The following is a 6,927-nucleotide window of genomic DNA, read 5'->3' as shown; positions in this document are numbered from 1 at the left end:
AGCGGGGTAGAGCGGGGTGAGCAAGGGGACTTCGGCACCCGCCGGGGAAGGACGAGCCGACCGACTTCGAGACCCTGTTGGGTGGGCCGAGGCAAGGGTCTTCGCCACCCGACGGGTGTAGGAAGTAGAGGCACAGCACCCGGCGGCCGGCGCAAGCGGACTGACTTCGAGACTCGGCGGGACGGCCCGAGCGAGGGGGCTCCGCAACCCGGCACGGCAGGACAAGCAAAGGCACGGCCCCCGGCCGGCAGCACACGCGGACCCACTTCGAAGCGCGGTGGGACGGGCCGAACAAAGGGTCTCCGCAATCCGGCTGGGCAAGGCAGGCAAAGGCACGGCACCCGCAGGGCAGGGCGCGCTGACGGACTACGAGACCCAGCGGGACGGGCCACGGACGGGGTCTTCTCCACCCGCCGGCAGTGCGGGCGAAGGCACCTCGACATCCGGCAGGGCAGGGCGAGCAGACAGGCTTCGGCACCCGGCGGGACGTGCCGAGGAAACAGATTTCGGCACCCTGCGGACCCGGTCAAGGAAACGGACTTTGCATGACCATGCGCGAGGGTGCATAATCTTCCCATGTCTAAGGTCCTCACCTCCCTCCCCACCGGCGAGCGCGTCGGCATCGCCTTCTCGGGCGGACTCGACACCTCCGTCGCGGTCGCCTGGATGCGCGACAAGGGTGCCGTCCCCTGCACCTACACCGCCGACATCGGCCAGTACGACGAGCCCGACATCGCCTCGGTGCCCGGCCGCGCACAGGCCTACGGCGCCGAGATCGCGCGGCTGGTCGACTGCCGTGCGGCGCTGGTCGAGGAAGGTCTGGCCGCGCTGACCTGCGGGGCGTTCCACATCCGCTCCGGCGGGCGTGCCTACTTCAACACCACCCCGCTGGGCCGTGCCGTCACCGGCACCCTGCTGGTCCGGGCGATGCTCGAGGACGACGTCCAGATCTGGGGCGACGGCTCGACCTTCAAGGGCAACGACATCGAGCGGTTCTACCGCTACGGCCTGCTCGCCAACCCGCACCTGCGGATCTACAAGCCCTGGCTGGACGCGGACTTCGTGACCGAACTGGGCGGCCGCAAGGAGATGTCGGAGTGGCTGCTCGCCCACGAGCTGCCCTACCGCGACAGCACGGAGAAGGCGTACTCCACCGACGCCAACATCTGGGGCGCCACCCACGAGGCGAAGACCCTGGAGCACCTGGACACCGGCGTGGAGACCGTCGAGCCGATCATGGGCGTCCGCTTCTGGGACCCGTCGGTCGAGATCGTCACCGAGGACGTGACGATCGGTTTCGACCAGGGCCGCCCGGTGACGATCAACGGCAAGGAGTTCTCCTCCCCCGTCGACCTGGTGATGGAGGCCAACGCCATCGGCGGCCGGCACGGCCTGGGCATGTCGGACCAGATCGAGAACCGGATCATCGAGGCCAAGAGCCGCGGCATCTACGAGGCGCCCGGCATGGCCCTCCTGCACGCGGCCTACGAGCGCCTCGTGAACGCGATCCACAACGAGGACACCGTCGCCCAGTACCACAACGAGGGCCGGCGCCTCGGCCGGCTGATGTACGAGGGCCGCTGGCTGGACCCGCAGGCCCTGATGGTGCGGGAGTCCCTGCAGCGCTGGGTCGGCTCGGCCATCACCGGCGAGGTCACCCTGCGGCTGCGGCGCGGCGAGGACTACTCGCTGCTCGACACCTCGGGCCCGGCGTTCAGCTACCACCCGGACAAGCTGTCCATGGAGCGCACCGAGGACTCGGCCTTCGGCCCGGTCGACCGCATCGGCCAGCTCACCATGCGCAACCTCGACATCGCCGACTCCCGCGCCAAGCTGGAGCAGTACGCCGTGCTCGGTCTGATCGGCAGCGGCAACACGGCGATCGGCGCCGCGCAGGCCGCCGCGACCGGCCTCATCGGCAGCATGCCCGAGGGCGGCGCCGAGGCCATCGCGTCCCGCGGGGAGGTCTCCGAGGACGACGCGCTGCTCGACCGCGCCGCGATGGAGTCCGGCACCGACTGACCGAACTCCGGGGATCAGCACCGCCGTTGGGCCGGTTCGACGCTTTCGCCGTCGGGCCGGCCCTTCGTCGGTCGGAGTGGAAACGGGGTCCACGTACCCTTCCCCTGTGACCACCAGCAACACGGTCGACGTGAGTGTCGACTCGATGATCGAAGACCTCCGGACCCTCGTCGAGGTCGAATCCCCCTCCCGTGACCTGGACGCCTTGCGGACATCGGCCGAGACCGTGGCCGCTGTCGTCGAGGCGCGGCTCGGTGGCCGGGCCTCGATCGTCGACAGCGAGGGCGGTCCGCACGTCCACTGGTCCGGCGGCGGCACACCCCGGGTGCTGATCCTCGGTCACCACGACACCGTGTTCCCGCTGGGCACCCTCGCCCGCCGCCCCTTCCTGGTCGAGGACGGCCGGGTTACCGGCCCCGGTGTCTTCGACATGCTCGGCGGGTTGGTGCAGGCGATCCACGGGCTGGCCGCGCTGGCGGACCGCTCGGGCGTGGAGATCCTGGTGACCGCGGACGAAGAGGTCGGTTCCCGTTCCTCCCGGGCGCTCATCGAGGAACGCGCCCTGGCCTGCGGTGCCGTGCTCGTGGTCGAGGGTGCCGCCGACGGCGGGGCGGTGAAGACCGGCCGCAAGGGATGCGGCACGTTCGAGGTGTCCGTCGCGGGCCGGGCCTCACACGCGGGGCTGGAACCCGCCGCCGGGGTCAACGCGCTGGTCGAGGCGGCGTACCAGGTGCTGGACATCGCGGCCCTGGCGCGGCCCGAGGTCGGTACGACGGTCACGCCGACCGTCGCGTCCGCGGGCACGCTGGACAACGTGGTGCCCGCGCGGGCCACCGTCGTCGTGGACGTCCGGGTCGAGTCGGCCGACGAGAAGGAACGGATCGAGTCCGCGTTCGCCGCCCTCGCCCCGCATCTCGACGAGGCGGTGATCACCGTACAGGGAAGTGTCGGCAGGCCGCCGATGCCCGAGTCCGCCGCGGCCGAACTGTTCGCGGTGGCGCGGCGGTTGCTGCCCGGTCTCGAGGGCCGGGCGGTAGGCGGTGGGAGCGACGGCAACTTCACGGCCGCGCTGGGGGTGCCGACGCTCGACGGTCTGGGCGCGGTCGGGGGCGGGGCCCACGCCGACCACGAGTATCTGCTCGTCGCGTCGATGGCCGAGCGGGCGAGGCTCGTCGCCGGGCTGGTGGACGCGATCCGGAGCGCTTGACCCCGGGCATGACAGGTCCGTCCGATGGGCATCAACAGGCCGTCGAAGAGCGATACTCGACCATGCGGGGGATCGTCCCGTCATGGCCTGATACGGGAGCGGCGATCAGTGAGCAGTGTCAGCAAGGTCGTGGGGAAGGTCGAAGTTCGGCTCCGCTGGGACCCGAGTCCCTGGGGAACGCAGCCGCGTCATCTGGACATCGTCGCGGCGACCTACTCGGCCGACGCACCGCACGGACGCCCGGTGTACGTCGTCAACTCCGAGAGCCGCTCGCCGGACGGCACGATCAACATGAGCCGGCACAGCGAGAGCGGCCAGGGGTACGGCTACATGGAGGTGATGGTCCTCGAACTCGAGCGGCTCGCCACGTCCTTCGCGCGGGTGGTCGTCGGGGTGGCCATCCATCAGAACGGCGGGACCAGGACGTTCGGTGATCTCTCGCACGCCCGGGCGCTGGTCGTGGAGGGGTACAAGGAGCTGTTGTCGGACGACTTCACGGAGGTGGCCGGGTCCACCGCCGCGACGCTCGCGGAGTTCACCAAGGACGCCTCCGGTGCCTGGGAGTTCCGCGCGATGGTGCGGGGGTTCGACAGCGAACCGGCGGGGTTCACCGCGGAGATGGGCAGTGCGTCCCGTCCCTGACCGGCTGGTCCGTCCTGAACTGCGGCAGCATCGCCGTGACGGTCGGCCGCTTGTGGCGCAGCTCGTGGACAACACCCAGGACGACGGCACTGGCCACCGCGACCAGGTGCTCGCGGCCGGCCAGGTTCGGTTTCACGATCGACTCCCACACCATCGATCCACCGGTGAGGAAGAACACGACGGGCGCGCGCCGGACCACGGAGAGATACGTGAACAGTCCTACGACCGCGGCGGACGGCCCGGTGTCGAGGACCTGCCCGATCTCCGGCCGCAGCCCGATGCCGCCGCAGCCGGGTCCGATCAGGAGCATCACCCGCACCGTGAGGGTGCCGGCCAGCGTGGTCGCGTAGGCGACGGCCAGCGTCCGGGCCCGGCCGAGGGCCAGCTCGGCGAGCGCGAACGCGAGGAACAGCTGGGTGATGCCGGCCCATACGGGCAGGTCGAGGGCGGGGACGTACAGCGATATCGGGGTCCGCAGCAGGGCGAGCCACAGGGGCAGGTCGCCCTGGACGCCGCCGAGATGCCGGACGGCCGAGGCGCCGGCCGGGCGCTGGGCGAGCCAGTGGAAGAAGATGACGCCGAAAGCGGCGACGAACGCCAGGGACACCCCCTTCAGCCCGCGCCGCAGCAACTGCCGTACCGGATCGACGACAATGCCCTGCCATTCACCCCGCAGTGTGCGCCAGATGAACAACGGTCCCCAACTCCCCCACCATCGGCCCAACATTCGGATCGGAATCTAGCCCCCTGTGCGCGTCCTGTGCGTCCCGGGTCGGCCCGAGCTGTTGCCGCAGCTCGCGGACGGTACGGGTGGGGCTGATATTGAAGAGTGGGAAGCTTTCCCGACGGTTGTTCGACGACTGAAGGAAGCGGGAGGGCCGGTGCGTACCTCGAGAGATCCGGCCGGTTCCACGGTGGCCGACGCCGGGCACAGATCGACGCCTCCGCTCCGCTGGGCCGTGGTGGTGTTCTGGCTCGTCGGCGGTACGGCACTGGTGGCGTTGACCGGGATCGCCCTGGGCCGGGACACCCGGCCGGCCCCCTTTCTCGTGGTGCTGCCGGCGCTGATCGCGGGGCGCGGGACGGTACGGCAGACCACTGTCGCCTCCGTGTGGGTGACGTTCGTCATAGCCGGGTCCCTCTTCGACACCCCGCTGCGGACGGCGGGGGCCGACGCGGCCGTCATCGCCTTCACCCTGGTGTTCAACGGCCTCAGCGTGGCGCGGGCGGCGCAGCGGATCCGCTGGGAGGGCGAGATCGCGCGGCTGCGGTCCGCGGCGGCGGCGCTGCAACGGCAGATCCTGCGCCCGTTCCCCCTGATGACCGACCAGTTGCTGGTCCACGGTCTGTACCGGCCGGTGGAGGAGGACAGCCGGGTGGGCGGCGATGTCTACGAGGTCGTGTCCTCGCCGTACGGCAGCCGGGTCTTCATCGCCGATGTGCAGGGCAAGGGCCTCCAGGCGATCAGCGCCGCGTTCGCCGTGCTCAGCGCCTTCCGCGAGGCGGCCGTGGCCGAGCCCACGCTGACCGCCGTGGTCGACGCGCTGGAGGAGGCGGTGCTACGGCACAACTCCTTCGCGGCGCAGACCGGTGAGCGGGAGCGGTTCGTGACGGCGTTGGTGCTGGGCATCGACGGTGAGCAGGAGGTCCAGGCGATCAACTGCGGGCATGTGGCGCCGCTGCTGCTGCGCGAGAAGCGGGCCGAGCCGGTGCTCCGGCAGGAGCCCTGCGTGCCACTGGGCCTGGACGCGCTGGCCCCTGAGCCCCGTACCGTCGAATGGTTCGCGTTCCCGCCGGACGGCACGCTCCTGCTCTGCACGGACGGGGTCACGGAGGCGCGTGATCCGTCCGGCGCGTTCTATCCCCTGGAGGAGCGCGCGGCGGGCTGGGGCGAGGTCCTCCCGAAGGACGTACCGGCCACCGTCTACGGCGATCTACGGCGCCACACGGCGGGCATGCCCCGGGACGACACCGCGCTGCTGGTGCTGCGCCGGAGGGGCGACGCGGGTCTCTTCTGAGGTCAGGGGCGGCCGCCCTGGCGGGGGTCGCCGGCGGTGAGGTGTTCGAGGACCTCGGCGAGTTCCTGGCAGGCCTTCTCCACCGAGAGTCTGGTGTTGCGCTGCTCGGTGATGACCGAGGACAGCAGCAGGGCGGTGAGGGCCATCGTGCCGTTGAAGGCCTGCAGTTTCATCATGACCTCGACATGGGTGAGGTCGGCGAAGGGGCCCGTCTCCCGGGTCGCCGCGATGGTGGCCATGACGGAGGCGAACAGGGCGCACAGCATGCTGCCGGCGAACCGGAACCGCAGCGCGGCCCAGATCAGCAGCGGATAGATCAGGAACAGCAGGCTGACGTGGCTGTGGGTGACCAGCGGGACGATCGCGGCGATGGTCACCACGAGCAGCAGGGCCTCCTTCCAGCGGTGCAGGTCCAGGGGCAGCCGCACGGTGTACAGCATGAGCAGGAGGGGGGTGATGATCAGGACGCCCATCGCGTCGCCGACCCACCAGCCCAGCCAGACCGGCCAGAAGGAGTGTTCCGCCAGCTTGCCGGTGAGGACGAGCAGTCCGGCTCCGCAGGTCGCGCTGATCAGCATGGCGGACAGGGCGCCCAGGAACACCAGCGCGAGGCCGTCGCGCAGTCTGCCGAGGTCGGTACGGAAGCCCACCCGGCGCAGCATGAGGCAGGCGCAGGCGGGGGCCAGGGTGTTGCCCGCCAGGACCACCAGCACCGTCGGCCGGAGCGAGGTGAGGGACATGATCACGAGGAGCACGCCGAGGGCGATACCGGGCAGCACCCGCAGCCCGAAGATCAGCAGGCACGCCACCGCGACGCCGGTGGGCGGCCAGATGGGTGTGAACACGGCGCCGTCGACCACCAGCTGCCGCAGCAGCCCGAGCCGACCCGCCGCGAAGTAGCCACCGCCGACGGCCAACGTCAGGAGGGCGAACCCGGCCGGCCGCCGCAGAACCTCAAAACCCACCACAGCAGCCATCAGACACCGCCCCGGCCACGTCGGCGAGGCGAACGACACGGGGTGGGGCGGTGTCTGATGG

The 6,927-nt window shown here is 70.9% G+C and carries 6 protein-coding genes; 4 read left to right on the top strand and 2 right to left on the bottom strand.

Features of this window, described 5'->3' with window-relative positions; genetic code table 11:
- Positions 1-576 precede the first annotated feature (576 nt).
- The 3 genes from argG (at position 577) to JHN63_RS45015 (ending at position 3,871) form a co-directional block, all read left to right on the top strand.
- The gene (gene argG, locus JHN63_RS45025) at positions 577-2,022 is read left to right on the top strand and encodes an argininosuccinate synthase (RefSeq protein ID WP_200690924.1); all 1,446 of its coding nucleotides are present in this window, start codon (positions 577-579) and stop codon (positions 2,020-2,022) included.
- A gap of 145 nt (positions 2,023-2,167) precedes the next feature.
- Positions 2,168-3,229 (top strand): M20 family metallopeptidase, encoded by a 1,062-nt coding sequence (locus JHN63_RS45020; RefSeq protein ID WP_200690925.1) that lies wholly within the window; start codon positions 2,168-2,170, stop codon positions 3,227-3,229.
- A gap of 108 nt (positions 3,230-3,337) precedes the next feature.
- Positions 3,338-3,871 carry a TerD family protein gene (locus JHN63_RS45015; protein WP_200690923.1) on the top strand — a complete coding sequence of 178 codons (534 nt, stop codon included), beginning with the start codon at positions 3,338-3,340 and terminating at the stop codon, positions 3,869-3,871.
- Here JHN63_RS45015 and JHN63_RS45010 read toward each other — a convergent pair.
- Positions 3,837-4,565, bottom strand: coding sequence for a hypothetical protein (locus tag JHN63_RS45010; RefSeq protein ID WP_200690922.1), 729 nt, complete (start codon positions 4,563-4,565; stop codon positions 3,837-3,839). The genes JHN63_RS45015 and JHN63_RS45010 overlap by 35 nt on opposite strands.
- A 187-nt stretch (positions 4,566-4,752) precedes the next feature.
- Here JHN63_RS45010 and JHN63_RS54475 point away from each other — a divergent pair, with 187 nt between their 5' ends.
- Positions 4,753-5,889 (top strand): PP2C family protein-serine/threonine phosphatase, encoded by a 1,137-nt coding sequence (locus JHN63_RS54475; protein WP_200690921.1) that lies wholly within the window; start codon positions 4,753-4,755, stop codon positions 5,887-5,889.
- A gap of 2 nt (positions 5,890-5,891) precedes the next feature.
- Here JHN63_RS54475 and JHN63_RS45000 read toward each other — a convergent pair.
- A partial coding sequence (locus JHN63_RS45000; protein ID WP_374223001.1) for an MASE1 domain-containing protein occupies positions 5,892-6,927 on the bottom strand: 1,036 nt, incomplete at its 5' end.

Origin of the sequence: Streptomyces sp. MBT65 (assembly GCF_016612545.1) — a bacterium.
Lineage (GTDB): Bacteria > Actinomycetota > Actinomycetes > Streptomycetales > Streptomycetaceae > Streptomyces.
Note: the sequence above shows the minus strand (reverse complement) of the source record. Positions and strands in the feature narration are given on the sequence as shown.